Below are 24,778 nucleotides of genomic sequence, written 5' to 3' on the forward strand. Positions count from 1 at the left end.
TAGAATTGACCCACTTGCTCACCGCTAACCGCCGGTTTTCTGCTTCAAACGATAGCTCTCACCTCCCAGCATAAAGATGTGTGAATGGTGGATCACGCGGTCGATGATGGGCACGGCCACGTTGTCGTCATGGAAGAACTCGCCCCAGCTGGTGAAGTCCTTGTTGGTGGTCAGGATGACCGAGCGGTACTCGTACAGGTTGTTGATTAACTGGAACAGGTTGTACCGGGCTTGGCGCGTCATCGGCAGGTAGCCCAGCTCATCGATGATCAGCACGTCGTATTTGCTCAGCTGATTAAGGCGCTTCTTCAGCTCGCCCTTCATTTCCGCCAGCTCCAGATCCTCGACCAACGCCAGAGCCGTGCGGAACAGCACCTTGTAGCCCGCCTGAACCGCCTTGTGGCCAATCCCAATGGCCAAGTGGGTCTTGCCCACACCCGGTGGTCCGATGAACACCAGGTTGTCGCGGTTGTCGATAAAGCTGAAGTCCAGCAAGGTGCTGACCTGGCGCTTGGTGATGGTGGTCTGGTGCCGGTAATCGAAGGCCTCCAGATGCTTCTCCGAGGGGAACTGCGCCTGCTTGAGGTTGCGGCTTACGCGGCTACTGGAGCGGGCGTTAAGCTCATGCTCGACCAGTGACTGGGCGAAGCTCAGGTAGGACAGTTCATTGGCTTCGGCTCTGGCCAGCAGGGTGGCCAGCTCACCCGCGGTCGCGCTGAGGCGCAGGCTTCGGTACTGCGCGATAGTGCTGTCGAGCAGGCTCATTGGGTCACCCCGTGGCCAGTCGACTGGCCAATGCGGGCATAAGCGTTCAGGTCGGCGTGACTAACCTGGCTACCGGCCTCTGGCGCATAGTCATGGTCGCCGATGATCCGGCCCCGCGCCTTGGCTTGCTGCCATGCTTCGAGGTAGCGCTTGAGCCCGGTGGCGGTCAGTTCACTGCGCTCGCACAACTCGCCGAGCAACGCCGTATCAACCGGCGCATGGGCCATGAGCAGGTCGCGTGCAGCAACCAGCTGATCCTTGTAGATACGCGGCGAAGTACGCTTGAGCAGTTGGCACAGGGTTGCCCCAAGGGCATCGGGCAGGATCGAGTCGATGCCGCGCTCCAGGTCGGTAATGCGCTGGGCATGGTCTCGGTAATGGTTGTTGTTCTTGATCATCCGGCCCTTGGCCTTGCACAGGTCATGGGTGGCTATGAGTTCACCGCTCTCCAGGTCATGGATCAGCAACTGGTTGTCCTGTGCGCTGACACCGACACGGGCTTGCTGCCAGGCCATGGGTACCGAGTACTTGTTGGCCTGCCATGAGATCAAGCCGGTCTTGTCGACCTTGCGGGTCTCCCTTGTCGGCGCCACGTGCAGCAGGTTCTGCGGGACGAGATAGGGCTTGAGCTGACTACGCTCCAGTGCCTCGAAATGCGCTCTTGGATGCTGCCCCGTCGTGCCGTGCACGCGTGCGTTGGCGACAGTCTCGAGCCAATCATTCAGGTGCTGTCGGACGGCGGCCTCGTCCTGGAAGTGCTCGCCGTAGAAGCAGTCACGCTTGACGTACTTGACCCCGGCCTCCACCTTGCCCTTGCTCTCCGGGTCATAGCCCTCGCAGGCATGGATGCGGTACCCGACGGTAGTCGCATACTGGTGGAAGCGCTGGTTCAGCGTCAGCTCACGGTACTGCTCGTTGATCACCACCATCTTGGTCTGATCGTAGATGCACTCCTCGGTGACGCCGCCGAAGTAGCGGAAGGCCTCGTCGTGCATCTGGATAAACCGTTCGGTATCCAGCGGCCGGAAGTTCAGACCGACATACATCAGCCGTGAACAGGACAGCACAAACACCACAAAATGAACGACACGCTCCAGGCCGCCAATCATGACGCCTCGCAGCTCACCGGGGTCGACCTGACACTGCACGCCAGGCACTGACTCAACGACCGGCTCGTAATAGCGCAACTGGCCACTGGCAACCTGCTGCTTGAGCGCTTGCACATAGCGGCGAATGCTCCGGTCTGACACCGCCAGCTCGGTGGTGCGCTCCCTCAGGCGACGGGCCAGCTTGACTGCGCTCAGGGCTGGAAACTGACCCAACTGATTAATCAGATAATCGCGGTGCTCGTCGAGCACCTTGGTGCGTGAAGGGTCAGCAATGGTAGCGCTGATCTGCATCTCATCCAGGTGGAGATACTTGCGTACGGTGTTCCGGGAAATCCCCAGCTCACGACTGATGGCACGGACCGACAGGCCTCGGCCCTGGTCATACAACCCCTTGATCTTGTGAATCACAACCCACTCCTTCAATGATCTGTCCCCGGCCTGTGCATAAGGCGGGTGACGCTACATGGTCGGTGGCCAATGCCACTATGGGTGGGTCAAAATTGTTGGCCAGAGGTGGGTCAGTTTAATTGGCCATTAACATCAAGATCATGCGATTGAAGAAGGTCAAGCCGTCCACGTGCAGAACGCAGCTCGCATTCATGTCACGTTTCTATCGATTCGCTAAACGCGGATTGCTGATCGACATTCACAACCCCGTGAGTGATATCGCACTCCCAAAGCCTGATCGGTCTTCTGACAAGGTGATCCGTGCGAGTGAGCTTGAACGACTGCTTGAGAAACTATCACCAACCATGAAGCTGATTGTTGAACTGGCATATGAAACTGCCATGCGACGATCTGAAATCCTGAAACTGACGAAAGACTGCTTACACCTCAAAGATCGTATTGCCGATGTTATCGACGGAAAGAACGGCACACGATCAGTCCCTCTCACCCGCCGAGCCGTTGAGATTCTTGAACTCGCCCAACTATGTGCCACTGTGGAACGCTACCCACACGGCATACTCTTCCAAGTTACTCCACACGCAGTATCACAGGCTGTACGTCTGGCGCGTGTAAAGGCTGGACTTGATAGCAGCGTAAGGCTGCACCAGCTCAGGCATACCAGAATCACTAATGTGGCGAAGAAAGGATTCAACAACGCACAGATCATGATCGTATCGGGCCACAGGGATACTCGATCCGTCGCACGATACTCGCACCTGAACGTCAGGGACGTACTGCACCTCATCGACTGATCAACCGAACAGACTGCCAACCTTGACGAACTTAGGGTTGCCAGCTCTAGAAACTTACCCAATACCCCCGAAAACCACGTCAAAACCAGCTCTAGATTCGCCTGCTCTCGACGAGCACTTCTGTTCTACCTAGTGTTTACGGGCTTGCATGGGTGCATGGACTAAGCAGGGGGCGTTCTCTCCCGCTCAAAACCGGTTTTCGAAGTACTTAACAACTGAGAAAGTCAATAGAGTGGATTGACTTTTTACCTAGAAAGTGTATGATGTTCGCCTGTCTCGACGGACAGACCGACACCTCGAATAGCCTCTCACGAACACTGTTACGACAGCGTTTTAGAAGAGGCTTTTTTGTGGGCGTCATTTACCAACACTAACCGGCAATACCCGAGGTAACGCCAATGAAAACAACTTGAACAAGGAGAATGAACAATGAGCAACGCAATCGAACAAAAAGCTGTCGAGCTACGCCAAGCAGGCATGTCCTATGCCAACATCATGAAAGCTACCGGACTGCCAGAACGACAAGTCAAGGCGTTAACCAAGGGAGTCGCCAAGGTTAAGCAGATCGTTACACCATTTGCTAAGGCAGCGGAATGCGTGTTCACTTTGGCTGTAAGGCCGTGTGGTATTCGTGACTACGAACTACGTGACATCTTGCACCGCGAGTATGGCAGTACCTGGGACACCACTACAGGCCGGTACGTCAGCGACTACGACAACAACGTCATCAAGCGCGTCCGAGAGAATGTGAGACTCCGAGCAGCCAAAGAAGGTTGCAATGCCCTGTTCGTAATGGATTGGGTAGATGAAGAAGCACCGACTGCGGGTAGGGAGTTTCTAGAAGCTGCCGCTGGCGACTTAATGAGCCGAATTGAAGACTACGTCAACGAGTACATGGAACGCCACGCCACACGCTGGAGAGAAGACAGCGAGGAAGCCGGCCATGCCCAACGCAAGCAACTGTATGCGGCAAGGCACCACCTGCTGAAGTTGGCTATTCAGGGTTATAGTAAAGAACCACTGGACAAGCTGCTGGAACGCTCTGTAGCTCTCACTGACGCTCTTGAAGGGACACCTGACTCACTTATCCCCCAAGTACGAGCAAAGGAGTCTGATGGTCATTACAGACCTGATGCAGACGCTCTGAAGTATTACCCGGAGCCGTCACGTACTGACCCGTTCCTCGATTTCGTCGCATCTCAAGGCTGGATGAAAGAAGTTGAAGGCAGGCTTGCATAATTGAGAATTAGTTTCGTTTGTCCAGCCCGCGACCACCATACTTTAGAGCCGGACAGGCGAGACAGTATGCAGGGCGAAAGCGTGAGCTTTCAGCCTGAGCACCGAAGAAGGAACTTCTCGATTCGAACTTCAACATGGCTGAAAGCCGGATGTCACGCACAGTTTAAAATTGATTCTAACAAGATAGTAAGGGCCATTTAATGAATGAAATGAATGGCCCAAATAAAGTTGTTACTACAAAAGGCTAGCCTTAGATGCTGATCATATTTGTGAACGCATGTTCACGATTAGCACAAGTCAGACGAAGTCTGAAAATTACTACTCCAAATACAGGATTCACTAACGTTCATTAATTCCTGTTTTAAAAATTCGATAGGGAATCCTGAAGGGCGATTCAGTACTACAGCTTGCCGCTGTACCGTGCTAAATCTATGGCGTTGCCATTCTCCGTACTAGCTCATGATCGCAGCCGTTTTCGGTGCGAGCAGTCCAGTGAGGAGTTACGAACACTTCAGTACATACTTCATGACTTCCGGTGCAACCATTTCAATCGAAGTATTCATTAGTGCATCATTGCTCTGGAAACCATCCCCTTTTAAATAGTCAATCAGAGTACGTTGATAGGTGTCATAATCAGGGTGACGAGGAATTGTGCAGTTCTTGCTCTTGTCTCTAATGACATCTACGGCTCTAATGACTTGCTTGCGACACCCGCTGTCTCGAAGATACTTTGTTAAATCATCACTTCGGCGTTCGGCAAATGGAAGAGCTTGAGAGTTATCATACACCTCTTGGTAGTCTGGATTGTAACTTGCACACGTCCGATAATAGCCAGCAGTGGTCTGAGCTTGAGCAACTGAACCCCCAGCAACTCCAAAGATAATCAGTGTAGAAAAAACCAATGCTTTTACTGACTTCATATTACGTATTCCTTGTTTCGGTTGAGGAGGTACTGCTTTCGGTGTGCAACGACTATCGCAGGTAGAAATAAAGGAATACGACCACCAGAACGACAAAAATCACCCGACCTTGAAATACATCAGCGTTCAGTTCGTCGCTCTTAATCTGTTGGTAAGTTTCGGCATCACTCAACCCTTGAGTCTTATAGTGCATGATCCGATTGATCTGCTTGTCGAGTTTCTTGTTGTGGGCGTCATTGCTTCGCATGATGATGCCCCACACGATCAACCAAATCCCTCCAGTCAGCACAGTCATGATCACATGCAGGATGTGATTAGTTTTCTTTTTCTGGGTGGTGAGTACAAATAGTTCTTCGTTCACGGGGCATCCTTCTGGGTTGCTTGCTAGCAAACGCTGAGGATACCAATGTATCAGTTGGTGTGTCATCACCCAGTGTGTTCACGATCAAGATACAACCGACCATCATTCGGCGATGCAACCAAATCAGAATCTACGAAAGGGCTTCGGCCAAAGAATCCGAGAGCTACGCAACAGTCAGGGCTTCAGTCAGGAGGCTTTCGCTGATCGGTGCGGGTTCGTTCGAACGTATATGTCGCGAATTGAGACGGGCACAGCCAACCCCAGCCTAGATGCGGCAAAGGTGCTTGCCGATGGATTGGGAATGACCTTGTCAGAGCTGCTACAAGGGCTCTAGGGATCGCCAAAAACCAAATCAAGGAATGAGCCGTGTCAGAAAATACAGAAGCCCATATAGCCACAGCGGACGTTCTAACCCTATTACTGCATAACCAGTATGCGTTAGCCGCTGCAATCGAAGAAGTAGCCCTGTGGGCGAAAGCCAGTGGCTCAAGCGAAGCCCATGAGCGCACCATCGCAGCTATGGAGGCTCTCGATGCGAACGCATCCGCCATCACCGCTGGAATACTCAAACTCCGTCAATAAGTACCGCTGAGACGGTACAAGTCGACTTAAGTTAACTACTTCGTAAGGAGCTGCACAGAAGATGAGTTACCTGTGCAGCTCCTCCTCAAAATAACGTATCTAAAAATAAAATCCTATAACTCAAAAATAATCAAGTTTTTATATAGTCAATCAGTGATCGAATTTTTCCATCAGCAAAATTATCAGTCAGAAATCTGAATACACTATCCTGATACTCTGAAGTTATGACATAGAACTTATCAACATTCTTTTCAACCAGCACTTCAATCAAACCATACTTAAGCAACAAATTAAAATTTCGTTTCCCTAGCTTTTCTACGCGATCAGAAAACGTCATGTAGATCATTTTTTGATCAACAAATGACGACCCCTTGTAGAAGCTCCTCAAAAACCTTTTAAGCTCCGACTCACAAAGCGCCTTATTACTCTTCGCTGACCCAGTCACATAAGCCACAGTTTCATTTAGGTCACCAAGCTTACATGTACTATCAAACATTTGTGGATCAAAGCTTTCAGACGTATACGTACCACCGGTACTCGAAAATTCACTGTAATAAAATTTTGAACTTGTAAATTTCGAGGTCACAAAATTCTCATAACTGAAGAAGCCACTGTTCCAAACTTGCATATTTGAAAAATCCAGCGAGGGAAAGTCACCATATATAAATAGGCTCTCTAATTTCCCAGTCGTCTCTAGATCTGGAGCAAGCTGATATATATCTCTAATTTTCCTAGACAAGTCTTTTCTAGAAAACTGCCCACTTTTAGCGTACAAACTTAACAGCGAACCGATGGCTTTCTTGATTGACTCTATCTCTTTTGGCTCTACTTCCTTCCGGACCAAAACGCTTCGTGCTAGCCTAATCATCTCTTTTGCTGAGCTGTGAAACTTATCCATTCTGCGACAAAAATAGTTAACCACTTCAGAAATAGATTGATGATCTGCCGATTTTGAACTGGCTAAACACTGGATCATATCCTTACTGAAAGACGCCCTCAGTATCCCCGCAATTACGTACAATGATTTAAAATAGTCATTTAGGAAATGATATCGAAACCTGAGAATATCACCATCCTGTACAAGTAAAGGATTCACGACAACTTTTGAAAACAACGTATCGGCGCTATCATCAAAATAAATCATAAGCTTTTCACGAAGCTTCTCAACTGGCATGGATTCACCATACTCAACAGCAAGCTCTGAGAAAAGGTCGATGAACTCTTTGGTTTCTAACTCAATATCATGGCGGGTTTTCTCCCTCCTTAATACTGAAAATATCATTAAGTCAGTTAGCGTAGAATTACAAGCATAATCCTTATCTTCCGATGCTATCTCAAAAGATACTCTCTCACTATTTTCCAGTTGTTCTTCAAAAATCGTGGAAATAATATCAATGAAAAACGGAACGATACGTTTGTGTCTGTCCCCAAACTTTTCCATCTGCTGAATATACTTACTAAACATTTCAGCAATTTCTTCAGCCTTATGATATCGACCAAATCGCTTTCTAATATATTTTTCCCTTGCGCTCTCATCAAATCCCAGCAACTCATGACAATGAATACCAACCTCATCCAAAGCGATACTTTCAATAAACGCCATATTTCGTGACGTAAGCAGAACTTGGCTTCTACCCATTTGCTGGTGTGACTCATGAATCGAAGTCAAAAACGCTGACAAATCGAATCTCTCTTGCAGAATAGATACAAACTCATCCAGCCCATCGATAACAATAATAATCCGCCCGCAGAGCAAACATAACTCAAACTGATTGCGGTCATACACGGCCTCCATCTTTCCGATCTGTGTATAAAGCTCGTAAAGATCGTAGACGCTTTTAATCTCAATATTAGATAGCAACTCGACAGAGAGATTATTTCGAAGCGACTCAGCCTTAATGAGAATTACTGAGCTTCCCCCATCCAACTTTTTATTAAGAGCAATTGCCACCTCGTGGCACAAAGTGCTTTTTCCCATTCCGCCAGTTGCGATAACCAACTGCCCGGAAGAAATGCTCTCCGAGGAAAGTTTGTCGACTAAATATGTTATTGCAGAATCACTTTTCGCTACCTCGCCAGATGCATCTTTCATATGCAAGATAGTCTGATCAGTGTAAAATTTATTTGCTCTAACTAGAGAAGAGGTTCTCAGACTTTCATCTATACAGTACTCCCAAACAAATTCAGAGTACGTCAACTCCGCAACCTTGATGTCTAAGTTGTTTTTCTGAATTGTGCGTTGGACAAGTGACTCGTCCCCTCTCGAGGGTCGCAGCAGCACTAGCTCGTTAATTTTTATATTCTTCTGCTTTACAATCTCGCAGAATCGCCCAATGGTCTGACCAATTGTGATATTGGGGTATAGTATTAAAAAATAGGAACTGAAGGGATTTTTAGCTTCCCACAATTCAAACTTTACTCTATTACCAACCGAATAATCCGTCCCTGCTGCTGAATCAATAATGGCCGTTCGCTTAGAGTAATTAAGCTTTAAGATATCTTCAGCACGAGTAAAAGTATAATTTTGAGCACCTTGCTCGATTGATTTATTCTTTTCTGGCCTTGCAGTCTTCGAGGTCATCGTTAAAGATTTTAGAAGAAAGCTAACGCTTTTTTGATATAAGTCATCTTCATGAAAGTCGATCCTAATTTTACCCTTGAGATAAAATGGCGTACTGTATTTTTCTCGAGAAGCAACCAAAATCTTGCTTGCTCCGCCACCTTCAGACTCTTCCCAATGTCTAATAGCCGTAAGATAGGTTTCTATACCCACACCACCTGTACGATTATCTGCTTTCTGCCGATAAATCTCAGTTGTCACAACAATGATTACGTCCGCCTCTTGAACAGCCTTCTCCATAAATAAGTTTTTATCAGAAAAGTTGTCGAGATCGAACATATCAAAAGTGACATGCAACTCCTGAAATTGGTCTAGATCATTTGCTAATTTCTGCACCCAAGCGCGATGATCTTCGCCATCCCAACTGTAAGAAATAAATACATTTATGGGCTTCATATTTTTCATCAGTCCCTGAATGGGTGCAAGATTTCGCCAAAGGCAAGGCGTCCAACAGCTATCGTTACACACACAGGGAGCTTGATGCCATAGTGACATGATCTACCATCGTAATCCCGCCTCCCTCTCGAACCGCCGGCAAGCCTGACACCACATGCCTTACCGATACAGAGCACTACTCCACAACAGCTCTTAACTCCCTTATCCCTCCTAAGGGAGAATATCGAAGGCATACAACCAGAAAAAACCAACTCTGTTGACTCGCACATTCAAGTTTTGTCCGAATCGGTGTGCAGCCGAAAATTATCATTTGCTGGAATGGTCGTTCTTCGAATTGACAAATATGGACCTCAGTCTGACAATGGAACCTCAGCCAGCGAGCCAAGGATCAGAAAATGAAAGTCGTCGCCTACATTCGAGTCTCTACAAAAGGCCAAGGTGATAGTGGTCTGGGCCTGGATGCACAACGCGACTACATCACTCGTGCTGCTGAACAGAATGGATGGCACATTGTTGGCGAGTTCATCGACGTGGTATCGGGCAAGCTGGCAATCGAGGATCGCCCTGAAGGTGCTAAGGCTCTGGCTCTGTGCAAGGAACAGAACGCACAGTTGGTGGTAGCCAAGCTGGATCGACTCTCACGCTCGGTCCACCATATCGCAAGACTGATGGAGCAGACAGAATTCAAAGTCGCCACCATGCCGCAAGCCAAGACCTTTGAACTCCACCTATTCGCCGCATTGGCACAGCAAGAACGTGAGTTCATCGCTAGCCGTACCCGTGAGGCTCTGGCGTCCCTTCAGAAGCGTGCTGACGATGGTGATGCCGTTGCAGTACAGAAGATCAACAACCGCTCTCAGGCGCTCGCCAAAGGCCGTGCTGTCGCTGATATTACAGTCGCCAATGATCAACGCATGAAGAACATGAACGCGCATCAAGCGGCGGTACAGCCCCACCTACTGGCTTGCCTGTACAACAAGTTGAATACGCTTCAGGCCGTAGCTGATTGCCTCAATACCAAAGGCTTGCGTACGGCCCGTGGCGCCACGTTCACCCCAACAGCAGTACGTCGCCTTATGCTCGCCTTCAACGTCTCATTCTGAGGCCGTGAGAGCTTCAGAGCCGCCCAACTTATTTCTATTTCCCGCAGCTTGCCATTTGGCCTACTCGTGACGTGCTTAGCACCTGGGACATGCCGGCCATTTTCAGAAGGGGGGAACCTCCCAAACTCGGATCCATTATTTTTGGCGGGATTTGGGGAAACTTAATCAGAAGTGCCATCCCGATTTTCGCGGGATTTGGAAAATCATGCCGAAAAGGCATTAACGCATGAGCGAGAAATCACGACTAATCAAATTTAGGATGCACTTGAATACTCTCTTTAATAAGCTGTGCATATTCTACGAGTGTACGAAAGTAACCTAACATTGGATCATGATATCCACCATTAGGATTGCCATTTATATCGTATGCCGGGAACTCAAAAAGATCGACAAGATTATTACCTTCATGTGGCATGAAGTGGGAATCAATATATTTTCTGACAGCTTTGATATCCATATCAGCAAGGTCCGCCTGCACTTTGTTCTGCAAACTTTGGAGGTCTTCGCAGTACCCACCAAAGTGAACAATTGCATGACGAAGTTTTTCGATAATTACAAGAACCACCCGATAGTTTCTGCCGTTCAGGTTCTCTGTTTCGTACTGTGCAAAGTGTTGAGAACCTTGCCGGAATGCCTTCAACTGCCTATGAGGAGTCCTCACTTTCCCTTTAAACGGCGCCTTGATGTAAGCGTCTATATCCTTTTTATCGTCACGCACCCAACCATCGGGCTGCACCCAAATACTCAGGCCTTTCAGGCCGCAATAGGCATAAGCCCCCTCGACGAAATCCTCAAAGACCTCATATGCATCAACCAAAAGCCATTGGTACGTTTTGAGCTTTTGCAACGAGTTAAGCTCAATCTCGTCTTTGATCTGATATGACTTCGGGGGAACCAGAAGATCACTGCCCGTCGAGGGAGATTGATAATGAAGAAAATACGAACTGCCTTCTGTGCGCTTCAAGCTCCATTCAGGCAGAGCCTCGTGAACCCTGACAACTTCCTCATGCTGGGCACTGAATACCTCGCTCGCTACATTCTTGAACTGGTTAAGTTTATTGATCTTGGTTGCAAGTACTTCAAATGCGTTCGCAAGGTACTCATCAGCCATTACAATTACCTCTACCCCAAGATGTAATCAGTGCAATCGTTATCGCCGCCTCGACGCTCATTGCTTTTGTTTCCTATGGAGTTCGACCATAGCACTCACAGCGGCAGCATTGAATGTATTCAACGGATTTGCTCGGCAGTAATTCTCCAGCCACAACTGGACGCTTTTTGTGTCAGTGCCTTTGAAATAGTCGATATTGGATTGACCGCTTGCCATGGTGGCGTAACCTGAAAACCACGTCATGTAAGCTTGAATTCCGTATTGCTGGCCTGCCCGCGCTTCCTCAGCAGCCGTAACAAATAAACCGCATGTCGTTGTGCCAAGGCCGTACGTCATTGCCTCAGCCATTGCACTCTCGCACACGATCAAACCCACCAACCCAGCTATCGCCATCCATGCCTTCATTGAGGGAGTCCTATTCGTAGATCGCTTGAGCTTACCGCCTCGATCGGCTCGCCGTCATCAACACATACAGAACGACGCACGCACACAGCACAAACCGGAGTATTGGCGCCCACGCAATGCAAAACTGATGATTGGAAGGATTGGTCATACAGAGGCAGAGCCGCCCCGCTGAAAGGACATTTTCGCCGTTCACATTGCCCAGTGTGAACGAACCCGATATTTTGTGAACGTTCTGCATGAAATCCGAAGCACAAAAAAGGGCCCACCTTTCGGTGAGCCCTTCTAGACCGCCCAGCAGAGCGGATTTTGTTTGGTAGGCGCGATTGGACTCGAACCAACGACCCCCACCATGTCAAGGTGGTGCTCTAACCAACTGAGCTACGTGCCTGCTGTGAGGCGGCATTCTACGGAATTCCGAAGGGGTGTCAACATCTTTTTTGCAGCTAACCCTATGAATATGCGAATTTTTTATTTTCGACGGGTCCACCCGTGATTTACGGGTGGCTGGCAGGCAATTTTCAACTCAGGTAGGATCGGCGCACTCGTAAAAAATATAAAACAGAGGTTCCAGGATGGCGAACACCCCCTACCCCCAGTCGTATTACGCAGCTTCTGCGAATGCAGTTGCGCCCCGTCCTGTGTTGCAAGGTGAAGTCGAGACCGATGTGTGTGTGATCGGGGCTGGCTATACCGGGCTTTCCAGTGCGCTGTTTTTGCTGGAGAACGGCTTTCGCGTCACGGTGCTGGAAGCCGCCAAGGTGGGTTTTGGTGCTTCGGGCCGCAACGGCGGGCAGATCGTCAACAGTTACAGCCGCGATATCGATGTGATCGAGCGCAGTGTCGGGCCTCAGCAGGCGCAGTTGTTGGGGCAGATGGCGTTTGAAGGCGGCAGGATCATCCGTGAGCGCGTGGCCAAGTATCAGATCCAGTGCGACTTGAAAGACGGCGGCGTGTTCGCCGCCCTCAACAGCAAGCACATGGGCCACCTGGAGTCGCAGAAGCGCCTGTGGGAACGCTACGGCCATACGCAACTGGAGTTGCTGGACGAGCGCCGCATCCGCGAAGTGGTGGCCTGTGACAACTATGTGGGCGGCCTGCTGGACATGAGCGGCGGCCATATCCACCCGCTCAACCTGGCGCTCGGTGAAGCCGCGGCCGTGGAATCCCTGGGCGGTACGATTTATGAGCAATCGGCAGCAGTGCGCATTGAGCGCGGTGCCAATCCGGTGGTGCACACTGCTGAAGGCAGGGTCAGGGCCAAGTTCATTATCGTCGCGGGCAACGCTTACCTGGGCAACCTGGTGCCGGAACTGGCGGCCAAGTCGATGCCGTGCGGCACCCAAGTGATCACCACAGCGCCACTGGGCGATGAAGTGGCCAAGACGCTGTTGCCTCAGGATTACTGTGTCGAAGACTGCAACTACCTGCTCGACTACTACCGCCTCACCAGCGACAAGCGCCTGATCTTCGGCGGCGGCGTGGTGTATGGCGCGCGGGACCCGGCGAATATCGAAGCGATCATCCGGCCAAAAATGCTCAAGGCATTTCCACAACTCAAGGACGTGAAGATCGACTACGCCTGGACCGGCAATTTCCTGCTGACCCTGTCGCGCTTACCCCAGGTCGGTCGCCTGGGCGACAACATCTATTACTCACAAGGCTGTAGCGGCCATGGCGTGACCTACACGCACCTGGCGGGCAAAGTGCTGGCGGAGGCCTTGCGGGGTCAGGCTGAGCGTTTTGATGCGTTTGCGGGCTTACCGCATTACCCGTTCCCAGGTGGGCAGATGTTGCGCACGCCGTTTGCGGCGTTGGGGGCTTGGTACTACGGGTTGCGGGATAAATTCGGGATGTAACCACTGTAGGAGCGAGCTTGCTCGCGAAAAACTCACAGCCGCCGCATTCATTCAGAATAAACGCGTTATCGTTGAAGTTTTTCGCGAGCAAGCTCGCTCCTACACCTACAGGGCTGCGCTTCAGAGCTGGTCGCGGGCAATCCCGCTACGAATCCGTACGATATCGGCCAATACTGCCAGCGCAATTTCCGATGGCGTCCTGCTGCCCAGGTTAAGCCCGATGGGCGCGTGTATCCGCGCCAATTCAGCCTCCCCTAACCCACCGATACGGCGCAGTCGCTCAAAGCGTTTCTGCGAGGTCTGCAACGACCCCATCACGCCAATGTAGAACGCGTCGGTACGCACCGCTTCCATCATCGCCAGATCGTCGATACGCGGGTCATGGGTCAGCGCCACCACCGCCGTATCACGGTGACAGCCGCCGTCGGCAATAAACACCGACGGCAACTGGCGACGAATCTCCACGCCATTGAGCACCACACCTTCCAGCACTTCATCGCGCGGATCGCAGAGGATCACCTCAAAACCGAGGCCCACCGCAAACTCGGCACATGCCTGTGCCACACTGGAGTACCCGGCCAGCAACAGACGCTGAGCCGCACCAACACGGATGCGCACCCGCTCACTGTCACGCTCGATGCGCGCGCCCTGCTTGCGGTCAACAAACAGGCTGCGCGCCTCGCTGGCCAGGCCCACCTCGCGAATCAAGCGGCGCTGCCCGAGCAGCGCCGACTCCACTTCACGCAGGTGCGCCTGCACCTCGCAGTCTGGCTCGAGCTTCTCAACCAGGACATCGAGAATGCCGCCACAGGGCAGGCTGACCCGCGAGCGCGGATCGTCCCCTGCGCCATAGCGCACCACGTTGACCGCATCGAGAAACGCACCGTCGGCGACGCGCTCGAGAAAGTCTTCCTCGACGCAACCACCCGACAACGAGCCAATCCACTGCCCAGCGACGTTCACCGCCAGCAGCGAACCCGGCGCACGCGGCGCCGAGCCGTAGGTGGCCAGCACCGTACAGAGCCAGATGCGCTGCCCGGCCACCGACCACTCCAGCGCCCGTCGCACCACTTGCAGATCCAGATGCTGCATGTCAGTGCGCCTTGTGCTCGATGGACGGCGCCTCAGCCTGCAGCTTCTGCACGTCGCTCACCGCCAGCTCCGCCGATTGCCCGCCCCAGCCTTGGCGCAGGTAATTGACCAGGTCGGTGAGTTGCTCCGAGCTGAGTTTTCCAGCGAAGCCCGGCATCGGTTGCATGTGCTCGAACCCGGAGAACTTCTGCTCGCCGATCCCGTCCTCGATCACCCGCACCAGGTTGCGCGGGTCTTCCAGACGCAGCGTGGTGTTGCCGCGCATCGCCACCGCGATGTGCGGCTTGCCTTCGCCACCTGCCGCATGACAACCGGCACAGACGTTCAAGTATTCCTGACGACCGCGCTGGGCGCTCGGGCCAAGCTTGTCCACCGGCACTTCGACCAACGCCTTGGCTGCCGGCGATTTATCGCCGAGCAGGAAGGTCGCCATCGCAGCCAGATCCGTATCGCTCAGGCCCTGGGTGCTGTTGTGGAACACCGGGAACATCTCGTTGAACATCGTGCCTTGAGCGCTCATGCCGTGCTTGAGGAAGGTGCTCAGGTCCTGCTCATTCCAGCCGCGTGCGGCCAGGTCCGTGGCGAGCAGGCTGGGCGCCAGATAGCCATTGAGGATGCCGCCGGTCAGGCGCTTGTCCAGCTCCATCGCACCGGGCAGGCCGCGTGGCGTGTGGCATTCGCCGCAGTGGCCGAGCACTTCGACCATGTATTGGCCGCGCTTCCAGGCTTCGCTCTTGCCTTGGGCCGGTTCCAATTTCAGCGCTTTGCCGTACAGCACGTTCCAGCCCATCAGGCCCAGGCGCACGTTGAACGGAAAGCTCAGGCTCGTCACCGGCGCTGCGCGCTCGATCGGCTCGATGGTCTTGAGGTACGCATGAATCGCGTCCGAGTCTTCACGCGGCATCAGGTGGTACGAGGTGTAGGGCATCGCCGGATACAAGTACGCGCCGTCGCGACGCTTGCCTTCAGTCAACGCGGCGAAGAATTCGTCATCGTTGTACAAGCCGATGCCGTGCTCTTTGCTTGGCGTGATGTTGGTGCCGTAGATGGTGCCGAACGGCGAGACAATCGGCAGGCCGCCCGCAAACGGCGCGCCGCCCGGTGCCGTGTGGCAGGCCATGCAGTCAGCGGCGCGGGCGAGGTATTCGCCGCGCTTGGCTTGATCATCAGCGTGGGCAAACAATACCGGCGCAGCCAGGCCGACCGCCAAGGCCAGGCGGGTCAGAAAAAGCTTCATGCTTAACCCTCCTTGACCAGGCCGAGATCGGTCAGCACGTTGCGGGTGGCGTTGTAATAACGCACGTACCCGGTACAACGGCAGACATGATGACCGAGGCTGTCCTCGATGACTTGTTCCAGCTTGCTGTGCACGGTCGGCTGGCGTTGCAGTTTCTCCACCAACACGGTGGCCGCATTGACGAAGCCCGGCGCGCAGTAACTGCACTGAAAGGCGAACTCATCCACGAAGCGCTGCTGGATCGGGTTGAGCTCAGTGACCTGGCCCGACTCATCGCGCTTGGCGTGGCCTTCGATAGTGCGCACTTTTTTGCCTTCAAAGTAATGCGCGCCGGTGATGCAGGTGCGCACTTCTTCGCTGGTGCCGTCCGGGTTGTCGACGATCACCACGCAGGCGTGGCAAATGCCTTGGCCGCAGCCCAGCCGCGAGCCAGTGAGGTTTTTGTATTCGTGCAGGTAGTCGATCATCGGCAGGTCATCAGGGATGTCCACCGGGCCGACGGATTGACCATTGAGGGTCAGTTGAAGCGGACGGTTAGCCATTGAGGGCCTCCTTGATGCGGGCAGCCGTGATTGGCAGGTCGCGAACACGTTTACCGATGGCGTGCGCCACCGCATTACCAATGGCCCCGACAATCGGGATCATCACCACTTCAGCGATACCTTTGGACGGGTCGCTTGGCGACAGCGCCGGCAGAATCTCCGAGGTCTGTTTCCACACGGCAACGTGACGCGCCATTGGCAGGCGGTAGCGGTTGAAGTTCCAGTCACCCTCCCCCGGCCCGCCCTCGTACAGCGGCATTTCTTCCATCAAGGCGTGACCGATGCCCATGGCCACACCACCTTCGAGCTGGCCCTTGACCAACTCTTCAACCAGCACCCGCCCGCACTCGATCCACGAATGGTGATTGAGCACTTCGACCTGCGCCGAACCCTTGTTGACCTTCAACTCCACCAACGTGGCGACGGGGCTGTAGTACGTCACCGCAGCGTTGTTCAACTGGGTGGCGGGATAGCTGATGTTCTGGCGATCGAGCAGGTGGAAACCGGCCGTGCTCATCAGCGCCTGCTTGGCTTTCGGTGCGCCGTCGCCGTACTTCACCGCCAGACCGTCGAGCGGCAGGCGCTCGCGCACGCCGTCGATGCTGTATTCGGCTTCGGCCCAGCTCCAGCGGTTGAACCCGTGGACCGTGGCAGCGGTGACCAGGCCGCGCTCGTGCGCGCGCTTGGCCAGTTCTTCAAAGCTCAACGGCTGCATACCGTTGGCGGTGAGCTTGCCGTCCACCCAATGCGCGTCTTCGCGGCGCACCACGTAGGGGTTGGCCTGGCCGCCGAACGGGCCCTGGCGCCAGATCTCCAGCGCTGCTGGCCACAGGCCGTGGTTGAACAGCACACGCGCCGCTTCACGGGTGGCATGGCTGAAGTAGTACGCCGAGTTGGTCGCCGAAGACGCCGACGCGAGCTTGCCCACCCAACGCGGGTTGCGCAGCAGGTTGTCCTGCTCGGCCTGGCTCATGGTGTAAGGGTTGCCGCCGGTGACCAGCTGCATTTCCTGCCACTCTGTTTCGCCAGTCTTCACTTCGTGGGCCGGGCTGCCGAGAAAATCGGCGACCACCAGCGATTGCGAAGTGGACATGCCGGTGCCGATTTCGATCCCGATATGACGCAGGCTGATACGACCGTCAGCGCTGAATTCGACACTGGCCATCGGCGCTTCGGAACCGGTGCCGAAGTCTTTCTGGCAGATGGCGAAACCAACGCCATACCAGTTATCCGGGTCTGCGGCTTCGCGTTGTTGCTTGATCGCGTCGCGGTTTTTCCATACCTCATGCACAGCGGCCTTGTCGAGAATTTCGTGCAGGCGCAACGCACCGGCAGGGATCGCGCCCTGGGTGTTCTTCATGCCCGAACGCAGTGCGTTCTTGCGCCGCAATTCAATGGCATCCACACCGAGGCGACCGGCGATTTCGTCGACCATCATTTCGGTCGCCGCCATGCTTTGCAGGGTGCCGTAGCCACGCATCGAACCGGCTTCAACGCCACGGGAGTGGTACGCGGTCACTTGCAGGTCATTCTGCGGCATGTAGTAGATCGACTGCGCCGCCGTGGCGCCGACCGCAGCCACCGATGGGCTGTAGTTGATACGGCCACCGCCGTCGACGCTCATGTCGGCGAGGAAGATTTTGAAGCTGTGGTCGTTTTTGTCGACCGCCAACTGATAGCGGATATCGAACGGGTGGCGCTTGATGCCGCTCTGGAATTGCTCGTAACGGTCATTGGCCAGACGCACCGGCACACCAGCGCCATACAACGCAGCGAGGGCGGCGTAGTAGACGAAAATATTGTGGTCTTTGGAACCGTAACCCACGGTGTAACCCGGGTGCATGTTCAGATGGGCCAGGCCGAAGCGCGACGGCGAGATCATCTTGGCGGTCTCGGTCGCCACTTCCAATGGGCACTGGGTGGCCACCACAAAGTGCAGGGTCTTGGTCGCCGGATCGTACCAACCGTTGCCGTTGTCCGGCTCCATGGCGGCCGGTTCGATCGATGGGGTTTTGTAGCGCTCGTCAAACACCAGCCAGTTGTCCGGCGGCGTGCTGATCTGGCTCTTCATGCGCTCGGCGTAGAACAACCCGCGCTCAGTCAGGTTGCCGTGCAGGTTCGGCTGGGAATTCCACACCGGGCGACGGTTTTTCAGCATCGGGAACAGGATCGAATCCTTGAGGCTGGCGAATTCGTCTTCATCGGCCGAGGTCGCGCCACCCACGCGCACATAACGGAAGCTGCCGTAGGGGTCACCTTCGTAATACGGCACTTTGGCACCGTAACGAATCGCCTTGTCATTGAACTTGAGCTTGTTCTTGGCCTGACGGAAACGCTCGAAGTCGTTCCAGATCAGGATCGCCACCGGGTGACCGATGAACATCGGCACTTTGCCCTCGGGCAGCAACGGGTCCGGCGCATGTTCTTCCGGAAAGACGATACCGTCCTTGTCCAGGTCGGCAGCGGTGACGATACGGTCCGGCTGCAGCTCGGCGCCAAGCCACGACAGGTCGTAGCCTGCATAGATGTGGTCGGCCTTGATGGTTTTGAGCAACATGGCGTGGCCTTGCTGCTGGGGCCAGCCCGGCATGTCCTTGGATCGAATGTCGCGGGCAAACACCTTGCTGCCGCAGACTTTCGACAAGGCATCGTTACGCTGGCGCGCCTTGCCGTTATGGCCGAGCCACTTTTCAGACGGCACGGTCACGCTGTTTTCCATCAAGGCAGCCAGCGCCTGGGTGCTGAGCGGCGTGAGCGTGACACTCACACCCGCTACCAGCCCGCCCTGGAGGAACGAGCGCCGGGTTATTTCACGGTTGGACATAGATCATCCTCTGAGCGGTTATAAATCCGCCCTTATGGTTAAGTACACCGAATCTGGAGACTTGCAGAAGCCTTTCTCGACGAATCAAAAGGCCATGATGACAGCGCAAAGTTGACCGAAGGGTTAACTTTAAAGGTTTCTGCGCCTGCGGCAAATAACCACATTGAAATTTTTTGACACAAGAACGCAAAACGGCCGACAGAATCGAAAAGATCTGTCGGCCGTTTGCCGATAATGAGCACTGGTGGCAGCGAAGAAGATGAGGTTTTTTCCAAACCCCAGACACAAAAAACCCCGGTCTTTCGACCAGGGTCTTTGCTATCGGATCAAGGTGAGCCAGTGGCTTTCCTTGTGCTTCAAGGCGTTCAGTGGGCCTTGAGGCAGATATGGCGCAGCGGACGGGACTCGAACCCGCGACCCCCGGCGTGACAGGCCGGTATTCTAACCGACTGAACTACCGCTGCGTATCGCTTGGCTGATTGAGCATGAACCCTCAACCACCTTTAAACATCTGACCGATCAGCCTTGGCTGTTCAATCTCAAGCCCGACATGTCGAACCTGGAAAATATGGCGCAGCGGACGGGACTCGAACCCGCGACCCCCGGCGTGACAGGCCGGTATTCTAACCGACTGAACTACCGCTGCGCGTCGGTGCAACCTTTAACGTTGCGTCTTGCCCTAAGGCAAAACTCTCAAGAAGTGGTGGGTGATGACGGGATCGAACCGCCGACCCTCTGCTTGTAAGGCAGATGCTCTCCCAGCTGAGCTAATCACCCTTTGCTTCGTTGAGGCCGCGAAATTTACGCAGGTAGCGGACCTAAGTCAATAGCCTGCTTGAAGTTTTTCTGAAAAAGACAAAATGACTTCAAGACGGCCACCGGCTCTACTCGCTGTAAATCATCTTCTTGCTCATGCCACCGTCCACCACGAACTCTTGCCCGGTGACGAACCCGGCCTGGCGTGACAGCAACCAGGCCACCATCGCGGCCACGTCCTCCACCGTCCCCACCCTGCCCGCCGGATGCTGGGCATGGTCGGCGTCGGTGAGCGGCTCTGCACGCCGCGCCGCCGGGTCACGCGCGTCGATCCAGCCAGGGCTGACCGCATTGACTCGCACTTCAGGCCCCAGGCTCATGGCCAGGGCGTGGGTCAGGGCCAACAACCCGCCTTTGCTGGCCGCATAGGCTTCGGTGTCGGGCTCGGATTGGCGCGCCCGGGTCGAGGCCAGATTGACGATGGCACCGCCATGGGCACGCAGGTAAGGCGCGCAGTGCTTGGCCAGTAGCATCGGCCCACTGAGGTTGACCGCCAGCACCCGATTCCAGTACGCCAGGTCGAGGCTTTCCAGGGTGATGTTGCGCGGGTCGGCCACCGCCGCATTGCACACCAACGCATCCAGGCGCCCGAACTGCCCCAGCACCTCGGCAACACCCTGGGCCACTTGTTTCTCGTCGGCCACGTCCATGGTGATAAACCAGGCATTGTCGCCCAGCACCTTGGACACCTTGGCACCGCGCTCGCGGTCCAGGTCGGTCAGCACCACCTGCCAGCCTTCACTGATCAGCCACGCGGCAATCCCGAGGCCAATGCCTCGCGCCGCGCCCGTCACCAACGCCACGCGCCCGTTACTGGCCCCCGCGGCCTCCATGGACCACTCGATCACAAGGCCGCCAGCCCGCGGGCCAGGTCTGCCTGCAAGTCAGCAACGTCTTCCAGGCCCACCGCAATGCGGATCAGGCTGTCACGGATGCCGGCCGCTTCCCGCTCCTGCGGCGCCAGGCGGCCGTGGGAGGTGGTGCTCGGGTGGGTGATGGTGGTTTTGCTGTCACCCAGGTTGGCGGTGATGGAGATCAAGCGCGTCGCGTCGATAAAGCGCCAGGCGCCGTCTTTGCCGCCCTTCACTTCAAAGCTCACCACCGCACCGAAACCACGCTGCTGGCGCTGAGCCAAGGCGTGTTGCGGGTGGCTCTTGAGGCCGGCGTAATGCACCTTCTCGATACCGTCCTGCTGCTCCAGCCACTCGGCCAGGGCCTGGGCGTTGGCGCAATGGGCTTTCATGCGCAGGCTGAGGGTTTCCAGGCCTTTGAGGAAGATCCAGGCGTTGAACGGGCTCAGGGTCGGGCCGGCGGTGCGCAAAAAGCCCACCACTTCCTTCATCTGCTCGCTGCGACCGGCCACCACGCCGCCCATGCAACGGCCCTGGCCGTCGATGAACTTGGTTGCCGAGTGCACCACGATGTCCGCACCCAGCTTCAGCGGTTGCTGCAAGGCCGGGGTGCAGAAGCAGTTGTCCACCACCAGCATCGCGCCCTTGGCATGCGCGACTTCCGACAGCGCGGCGATATCCACCAGCTCAGCCAGCGGGTTGGACGGCGATTCGACGAACAACAGCTTGGTATTGGCCTTGATGGCCGCTTCCCAGCCGGACAGGTCCGCCAGGGGCACGTAGTCCACTTCAATACCGAAACGCTTGAAGTACTTCTCGAACAGGCTGATGGTCGAGCCAAACACGCTGCGCGATACCAGCACATGGTCGCCGGCGCTGCACAGGCTCATCACCACGGCCAGGATGGCCGCCATGCCGGTGGCGGTCGCCACGGCCTGCTCGGCACCTTCCAGGGCCGCAATGCGCTCTTCGAACGCGCGCACGGTCGGGTTGGTGTAGCGCGAATACACGTTGCCCGGCACTTCGCCGGCAAAGCGCGCAGCGGCGTCGGCGGCAGTACGGAATACGTAGCTGGAAGTGAAGAACATCGGGTCGCCGTGCTCACCTTCCGGGGTACGGTGCTGGCCGGCGCGCACAGCCAGGGTATCGAAAGCTACGCCGTCGAGGTCGCTGTCCAACCGACCGGCATCCCATTCCTGACTCATGCTGCGACTCCTTATTCAATTCTTTATTTAAGATACAAAACCGGCCCCTCAGGGCCGGTGTTTACTCAGTTGTTATACAGATCGATGATCGCGCTGACCGCCTGGGTCTTGATCTTCGACGAGTCGTTGCGCGCCTGTTCGATCTTGTTCAGGTAGGCCTCGTCCACATCGCCAGTCACGTACTTGCCGTCGAACACGGCGCAGTCGAACTGCTCGATCTTGATCTTGCCACCGCCAACCGCTTCGATCAGGTCCGGCAGGTCCTGGTAGATCAGCCAGTCGGCGCCGATCAGGTCGGCCACGTCCTGGGTCGAACGGTTATGGGCGATCAGCTCATGGGCGCTCGGCATGTCGATACCGTACACGTTCGGATAACGCACTGCAGGCGCGGCGGAACAGAAGTACACGTTCTTCGCCCCGGCTTCGCGGGCCATCTGGATGATCTGCTTGCAGGTGGTGCCGCGCACGATGGAGTCATCCACCAGCATCACGTTCTTGCCGCGGAACTCAAGCTCAATGGCGTTGAGCTTCTGGCGTACCGACTTCTTGCGCGCCGCCTGGCCGGGCATGATGAAGGTACGGCCGATGTAGCGGTTCTTCACGAAGCCTTCGCGGAACTTGACGCCCAGATGGTTGGCCAGCTCCAGCGCAGCGGTACGGCTGGTGTCCGGGATCGGGATGACCACGTCGATGTCGTGCTCGGGACGCTCGCGCAGGATCTTCTCGGCCAGCTTCTCGCCCATGCGCAGGCGCGCCTTGTAGACCGAGACGCCGTCGATGATCGAATCCGGACGCGCCAGGTAGACGTGTTCGAAGATGCATGGAGTGAGTTTCGGCGCTACGGCGCACTGACGGGTGTGCAGCTTGCCGTCTTCAGTGATGTAGACAGCCTCGCCCGGCGCCAGGTCGCGGATCAGGGTGAAGCCCAGCACGTCCAGGGACACGCTTTCGGAAGCGATCATGTACTCGACGCCTTCGTCGGTGTGACGCTGGCCGAACACGATCGGGCGAATGCCGTGGGGGTCGCGGAAACCGACGATGCCGTAACCGGTGATCATCGCCACCACCGCATAACCACCGACGCAACGGTTGTGCACGTCGATCACGGCAGCGAACACGTCTTCTTCGGTCGGCTGCAGCTTGCCGCGCTGGGCCAGCTCGTGAGCGAACACGTTGAGCAGCACTTCCGAATCGGAGCTGGTGTTGACGTGGCGCAGGTCAGATTCGTAGATCTCCTTGGCCAGTTGTTCAACGTTGGTCAGGTTACCGTTGTGCGCCAAGGTAATGCCGTAAGGCGAGTTGACGTAGAACGGTTGAGCTTCGGCCGAGGTCGAGCTACCAGCGGTCGGGTAACGCACATGGCCAATGCCCATGTGCCCGACGAGGCGCTGCATGTGACGCTGATGGAACACGTCACGCACCAGGCCATTGTCCTTGCGCAGGAATAACCGGCCGTCGTGGCTGGTCACAATACCGGCAGCGTCCTGGCCGCGGTGCTGGAGGACGGTTAGCGCGTCATACAGCGCCTGATTGACGTTCGACTTACCGACGATACCGACGATGCCACACATGCGACGCAACCCCTACTTAATGAATCTTGACTGAACACAACTTACTGAGGCGTTTTGGCCGGCAAGAGATGTTCCTTGAACGGAAGATCAGCGGGTACGCTGATTCCGCTGGCCAGCCACTGACTGCTCCACCCCAATATGAGGTTCTTGGACCAGTCTGCAACCAATAGAAATTTTGGCACGAGTACCGACTCCTGCCACCACGAATCCTGCTGTACCGGCCCCAGGCTCAACAACCCGACCGCCACGACCACCAGCAGCGCGCCACGCGCAGCCCCGAAGGCCATGCCGAGAAATCGATCGGTCCCGGAGAGGCCGGTGACACGTATCAACTCGCCAATAAGATAATTGACCATTGCCCCCACCAGCAGCGTGGCGATGAACATGATGGCGCAGCCCGCGATGACGCGAGCCGAAGGTGTCTCTATGTACCCGGCCAGGTAGACCGACAGTGAACCACCGAACATCCAGGCTACGACTCCTGCGATGATCCAGGTCAGCAACGACAGTGCTTCTTTTACGAAGCCGCGGCTCAGACTGATCAAAGCGGAGATGGCGACGATTGCAACGATCGCCCAATCAACCCAGGTAAATGGCACAGTGCAGCCTACGTACGGATAAGGCGGCGCATTTTAGCAGAGCGCCGGGCTATCGGTAAGCGGTGATTGCGGGTGCTTTGCAAATCAATAGATTGTGACGGGGCGATCGGATTTCAACCCCGGCACAAACCAATGTGGGAGCGGTATCTACATAGCTTAGGGCCGAGGCTGAAGCTGTGGCGAGGGAGCTTGCTCCCGCCCGTGACGAACCGACAGCTGACACCCCACGATCCAACTGTGGGAGCGGGCTTGCTCGCGAAGGCGGCCTAGCAGTCAACACAGTTGGATTGTGTACATATCCATTGCTGCGGTAACGGCCACTTAGGGTTCCGCTCTGACAGCGGGTCACTTTTGGAAAAGAGCCCCAAAAGTAAC

The 24,778-nt window shown here is 55.1% G+C and carries 20 protein-coding genes, 4 tRNA genes and 1 pseudogene; 6 read left to right on the forward strand and 19 right to left on the reverse strand.

The genetic code is table 11. The features are described from left to right. Positions 1-24: 24 nt before the first annotated feature. Positions 25-765 (reverse strand): IS21-like element helper ATPase IstB, encoded by a 741-nt coding sequence (istB, locus tag ACWHXD_RS20225; protein WP_064491510.1) that lies wholly within the window; start codon positions 763-765, stop codon positions 25-27. Further along, complete coding sequence (gene istA, locus ACWHXD_RS20230) at positions 762-2,282, reverse strand: IS21 family transposase (RefSeq protein WP_081273177.1); 1,521 nt, start codon at positions 2,280-2,282, stop codon at positions 762-764. The genes istB and istA overlap by 4 nt, the downstream gene beginning before the upstream one ends. A 128-nt stretch (positions 2,283-2,410) precedes the next feature. Here istA and ACWHXD_RS20235 point away from each other — a divergent pair. Together ACWHXD_RS20235 and ACWHXD_RS20240 are read left to right on the forward strand one after the other, a co-directional pair. Continuing rightward, positions 2,411-3,073 (forward strand): annotated as a pseudogene (locus ACWHXD_RS20235) (tyrosine-type recombinase/integrase); the annotation flags it as partial. Between the two features lie 429 nt (positions 3,074-3,502). Beyond that, positions 3,503-4,312, forward strand: a complete 810-nt coding sequence (locus ACWHXD_RS20240) for a hypothetical protein (RefSeq protein ID WP_499084610.1) — start codon at positions 3,503-3,505, stop codon at positions 4,310-4,312. Positions 4,313-4,812: 500 nt separating this feature from the next. Here the strand turns inward: ACWHXD_RS20240 and ACWHXD_RS20245 are convergent, their stop codons facing one another. Then, on the reverse strand, positions 4,813-5,232 hold the full coding sequence (locus ACWHXD_RS20245) for a hypothetical protein (protein WP_499084611.1): 420 nt from the start codon (positions 5,230-5,232) through the stop codon (positions 4,813-4,815). A 52-nt stretch (positions 5,233-5,284) separates the two neighbouring features. After that, positions 5,285-5,593, reverse strand: coding sequence for a hypothetical protein (locus ACWHXD_RS20250; RefSeq protein ID WP_499084612.1), 309 nt, complete (start codon positions 5,591-5,593; stop codon positions 5,285-5,287). Between the two features lie 112 nt (positions 5,594-5,705). Between ACWHXD_RS20250 and ACWHXD_RS20255 the strand changes: the two genes are divergently transcribed. Both ACWHXD_RS20255 and ACWHXD_RS20260 read left to right on the forward strand, forming a co-directional pair. Next, positions 5,706-5,927, forward strand: coding sequence for a helix-turn-helix domain-containing protein (locus tag ACWHXD_RS20255; protein WP_232966929.1), 222 nt, complete (start codon positions 5,706-5,708; stop codon positions 5,925-5,927). Positions 5,928-5,959: 32 nt separating this feature from the next. Further along, positions 5,960-6,175 carry a hypothetical protein gene (locus ACWHXD_RS20260; RefSeq protein ID WP_499084613.1) on the forward strand — a complete coding sequence of 72 codons (216 nt, stop codon included), beginning with the start codon at positions 5,960-5,962 and terminating at the stop codon, positions 6,173-6,175. A gap of 130 nt (positions 6,176-6,305) precedes the next feature. On the opposite strand, the gene ACWHXD_RS20265 is transcribed toward ACWHXD_RS20260, so the two are convergent. Next, positions 6,306-9,200 carry an SEFIR domain-containing protein gene (locus tag ACWHXD_RS20265; RefSeq protein WP_499084615.1) on the reverse strand — a complete coding sequence of 965 codons (2,895 nt, stop codon included), beginning with the start codon at positions 9,198-9,200 and terminating at the stop codon, positions 6,306-6,308. Between the two features lie 386 nt (positions 9,201-9,586). Between ACWHXD_RS20265 and ACWHXD_RS20270 the strand changes: the two genes are divergently transcribed. Continuing rightward, positions 9,587-10,294 (forward strand): recombinase family protein, encoded by a 708-nt coding sequence (locus tag ACWHXD_RS20270; protein ID WP_499084616.1) that lies wholly within the window; start codon positions 9,587-9,589, stop codon positions 10,292-10,294. Positions 10,295-10,538: 244 nt separating this feature from the next. On the opposite strand, the gene ACWHXD_RS20275 is transcribed toward ACWHXD_RS20270, so the two are convergent. The 3 genes from ACWHXD_RS20275 to ACWHXD_RS20285 form a co-directional block, all read right to left on the reverse strand. Next, a complete protein-coding gene (locus ACWHXD_RS20275) occupies positions 10,539-11,405 on the reverse strand; it encodes a hypothetical protein (RefSeq protein ID WP_499084618.1) in 867 nt (288 codons plus the stop codon). Positions 11,406-11,462: 57 nt separating this feature from the next. After that, positions 11,463-11,810: a hypothetical protein gene (locus ACWHXD_RS20280; protein WP_499084620.1), complete on the reverse strand. Its 348-nt coding sequence runs from the start codon at positions 11,808-11,810 to the stop codon at positions 11,463-11,465. 311 nt (positions 11,811-12,121) lie between these two features. Continuing rightward, positions 12,122-12,198: transfer RNA gene (locus tag ACWHXD_RS20285), tRNA-Val, on the reverse strand. Between the two features lie 184 nt (positions 12,199-12,382). On the opposite strand from ACWHXD_RS20285, the gene ACWHXD_RS20290 reads away from it, so the two are divergent. Beyond that, positions 12,383-13,666: an NAD(P)/FAD-dependent oxidoreductase gene (locus ACWHXD_RS20290; RefSeq protein WP_056785797.1), complete on the forward strand. Its 1,284-nt coding sequence runs from the start codon at positions 12,383-12,385 to the stop codon at positions 13,664-13,666. A gap of 120 nt (positions 13,667-13,786) precedes the next feature. On the opposite strand, the gene ACWHXD_RS20295 is transcribed toward ACWHXD_RS20290, so the two are convergent. From ACWHXD_RS20295 to ACWHXD_RS20345, 11 genes are all read right to left on the reverse strand, one after another. Continuing rightward, the gene (locus tag ACWHXD_RS20295; protein ID WP_138762913.1) at positions 13,787-14,758 is read right to left on the reverse strand and encodes an XdhC family protein; all 972 of its coding nucleotides are present in this window, start codon (positions 14,756-14,758) and stop codon (positions 13,787-13,789) included. Between the two features lies 1 nt (position 14,759). Continuing rightward, the gene (locus tag ACWHXD_RS20300; RefSeq protein WP_138762914.1) at positions 14,760-15,995 is read right to left on the reverse strand and encodes a c-type cytochrome; all 1,236 of its coding nucleotides are present in this window, start codon (positions 15,993-15,995) and stop codon (positions 14,760-14,762) included. A 2-nt stretch (positions 15,996-15,997) separates the two neighbouring features. Next, positions 15,998-16,537, reverse strand: a complete 540-nt coding sequence (locus ACWHXD_RS20305; protein WP_044275296.1) for a (2Fe-2S)-binding protein — start codon at positions 16,535-16,537, stop codon at positions 15,998-16,000. Further along, positions 16,530-19,361, reverse strand: a complete 2,832-nt coding sequence (locus tag ACWHXD_RS20310) for a xanthine dehydrogenase family protein molybdopterin-binding subunit (protein ID WP_138762915.1) — start codon at positions 19,359-19,361, stop codon at positions 16,530-16,532. Before ACWHXD_RS20310 ends, ACWHXD_RS20305 begins: the two co-directional genes overlap by 8 nt. Before the next feature lie 387 nt (positions 19,362-19,748). Then, positions 19,749-19,825: transfer RNA gene (locus tag ACWHXD_RS20315), tRNA-Asp, on the reverse strand. Between the two features lie 105 nt (positions 19,826-19,930). After that, positions 19,931-20,007: transfer RNA gene (locus ACWHXD_RS20320), tRNA-Asp, on the reverse strand. A 55-nt stretch (positions 20,008-20,062) separates the two neighbouring features. After that, positions 20,063-20,138: transfer RNA gene (locus ACWHXD_RS20325), tRNA-Val, on the reverse strand. Between the two features lie 107 nt (positions 20,139-20,245). Further along, entirely contained in the window at positions 20,246-21,010 is a 765-nt protein-coding gene (locus ACWHXD_RS20330) for an SDR family oxidoreductase (protein ID WP_044274697.1), read from the reverse strand. Between the two features lie 11 nt (positions 21,011-21,021). Next, entirely contained in the window at positions 21,022-22,233 is a 1,212-nt protein-coding gene (locus tag ACWHXD_RS20335; RefSeq protein WP_014719150.1) for an O-succinylhomoserine sulfhydrylase, read from the reverse strand. 65 nt (positions 22,234-22,298) lie between these two features. Then, positions 22,299-23,804, reverse strand: coding sequence for an amidophosphoribosyltransferase (gene purF, locus ACWHXD_RS20340; protein ID WP_003192537.1), 1,506 nt, complete (start codon positions 23,802-23,804; stop codon positions 22,299-22,301). A 41-nt stretch (positions 23,805-23,845) separates the two neighbouring features. After that, positions 23,846-24,403 carry a CvpA family protein gene (locus ACWHXD_RS20345; protein WP_003192538.1) on the reverse strand — a complete coding sequence of 186 codons (558 nt, stop codon included), beginning with the start codon at positions 24,401-24,403 and terminating at the stop codon, positions 23,846-23,848. Between the last annotated feature and the right edge of the window lie 375 nt (positions 24,404-24,778).

This window comes from Pseudomonas fjordensis, assembly GCF_976987115.1.

What these genes read in the sequence shown, in the direction of transcription:
- istB (WP_064491510.1), bottom strand. Translation starts at nt 765, where the DNA reads ATGAGCCTGCTCGACAGCACTATCGCGCAGTACCGAAGCCTGCGCCTC.
- ACWHXD_RS20240 (WP_499084610.1), top strand. Translation starts at nt 3,503, where the DNA reads ATGAGCAACGCAATCGAACAAAAAGCTGTCGAGCTACGCCAAGCAGGC.
- ACWHXD_RS20245 (WP_499084611.1), bottom strand. Translation starts at nt 5,232, where the DNA reads ATGAAGTCAGTAAAAGCATTGGTTTTTTCTACACTGATTATCTTTGGA.
- ACWHXD_RS20255 (WP_232966929.1), top strand. Translation starts at nt 5,706, where the DNA reads ATGCAACCAAATCAGAATCTACGAAAGGGCTTCGGCCAAAGAATCCGA.
- ACWHXD_RS20265 (WP_499084615.1), bottom strand. Translation starts at nt 9,200, where the DNA reads ATGAAAAATATGAAGCCCATAAATGTATTTATTTCTTACAGTTGGGAT.
- ACWHXD_RS20270 (WP_499084616.1), top strand. Translation starts at nt 9,587, where the DNA reads ATGAAAGTCGTCGCCTACATTCGAGTCTCTACAAAAGGCCAAGGTGAT.
- ACWHXD_RS20275 (WP_499084618.1), bottom strand. Translation starts at nt 11,405, where the DNA reads ATGGCTGATGAGTACCTTGCGAACGCATTTGAAGTACTTGCAACCAAG.
- ACWHXD_RS20280 (WP_499084620.1), bottom strand. Translation starts at nt 11,810, where the DNA reads ATGAAGGCATGGATGGCGATAGCTGGGTTGGTGGGTTTGATCGTGTGC.
- ACWHXD_RS20290 (WP_056785797.1), top strand. Translation starts at nt 12,383, where the DNA reads ATGGCGAACACCCCCTACCCCCAGTCGTATTACGCAGCTTCTGCGAAT.
- ACWHXD_RS20295 (WP_138762913.1), bottom strand. Translation starts at nt 14,758, where the DNA reads ATGCAGCATCTGGATCTGCAAGTGGTGCGACGGGCGCTGGAGTGGTCG.
- ACWHXD_RS20300 (WP_138762914.1), bottom strand. Translation starts at nt 15,995, where the DNA reads ATGAAGCTTTTTCTGACCCGCCTGGCCTTGGCGGTCGGCCTGGCTGCG.
- ACWHXD_RS20305 (WP_044275296.1), bottom strand. Translation starts at nt 16,537, where the DNA reads ATGGCTAACCGTCCGCTTCAACTGACCCTCAATGGTCAATCCGTCGGC.
- ACWHXD_RS20310 (WP_138762915.1), bottom strand. Translation starts at nt 19,361, where the DNA reads ATGTCCAACCGTGAAATAACCCGGCGCTCGTTCCTCCAGGGCGGGCTG.
- ACWHXD_RS20330 (WP_044274697.1), bottom strand. Translation starts at nt 21,010, where the DNA reads ATGGAGGCCGCGGGGGCCAGTAACGGGCGCGTGGCGTTGGTGACGGGC.
- ACWHXD_RS20335 (WP_014719150.1), bottom strand. Translation starts at nt 22,233, where the DNA reads ATGAGTCAGGAATGGGATGCCGGTCGGTTGGACAGCGACCTCGACGGC.
- purF (WP_003192537.1), bottom strand. Translation starts at nt 23,804, where the DNA reads ATGTGTGGCATCGTCGGTATCGTCGGTAAGTCGAACGTCAATCAGGCG.